Below are 461 nucleotides of genomic sequence, written 5' to 3'. Positions count from 1 at the left end.
TGCGGGAGTCGTCACCGCCGACCGCACGGAACTCCGCGAGGCGCTGGCGGCGTTGGCCGCGGGCACCGCGCACCCTGCCCTGGTCACCGGCCCCGGGTCGGCCGAGACCGGAGGCCGCCTCGCGGTGATGTTCTCGGGTCAGGGCAGCCAGCGACCCGGCATGGGCCGCGACCTGTACGAGTCCTTCCCGGTCTACGCCGAAGCCCTGGACGAGGTGTGCACGGCGCTGGACCAGCACCTCGACACCGAGGTCCCGCTACGGGACGTGATGTTCGCCGAACCCGGCAGCGAGCACGCCGCGCTGCTGGAAACGACGCTCTACACCCAGCCCGCCCTCTTCGCCCACCACGTGGCCGGCTACCGCCTGCTCCAAAAGGCAGGCGTTCAGCCCACGGCGCTCATCGGCCACTCCATCGGCGAACTCTCCGCCGCCCACCTCACCGGCACCCTCCCCCTCGCTC

The 461-nt window shown here is 72.5% G+C and carries 1 protein-coding gene; it reads left to right on the top strand.

What is annotated here, in order from left to right:
* Nucleotides 1–461 (top strand): acyltransferase domain-containing protein (locus LG396_RS38915; RefSeq protein ID WP_225798331.1); only part of this gene is annotated, 461 nt, incomplete at both ends.

Origin of the sequence: Streptomyces aculeolatus, assembly GCF_020400605.1 — a bacterium.
GTDB classification, from domain to species: Bacteria; Actinomycetota; Actinomycetes; order Streptomycetales; family Streptomycetaceae; genus Streptomyces; species Streptomyces aculeolatus.
Note: the sequence above shows the minus strand (reverse complement) of the source record. Positions and strands in the feature narration are given on the sequence as shown.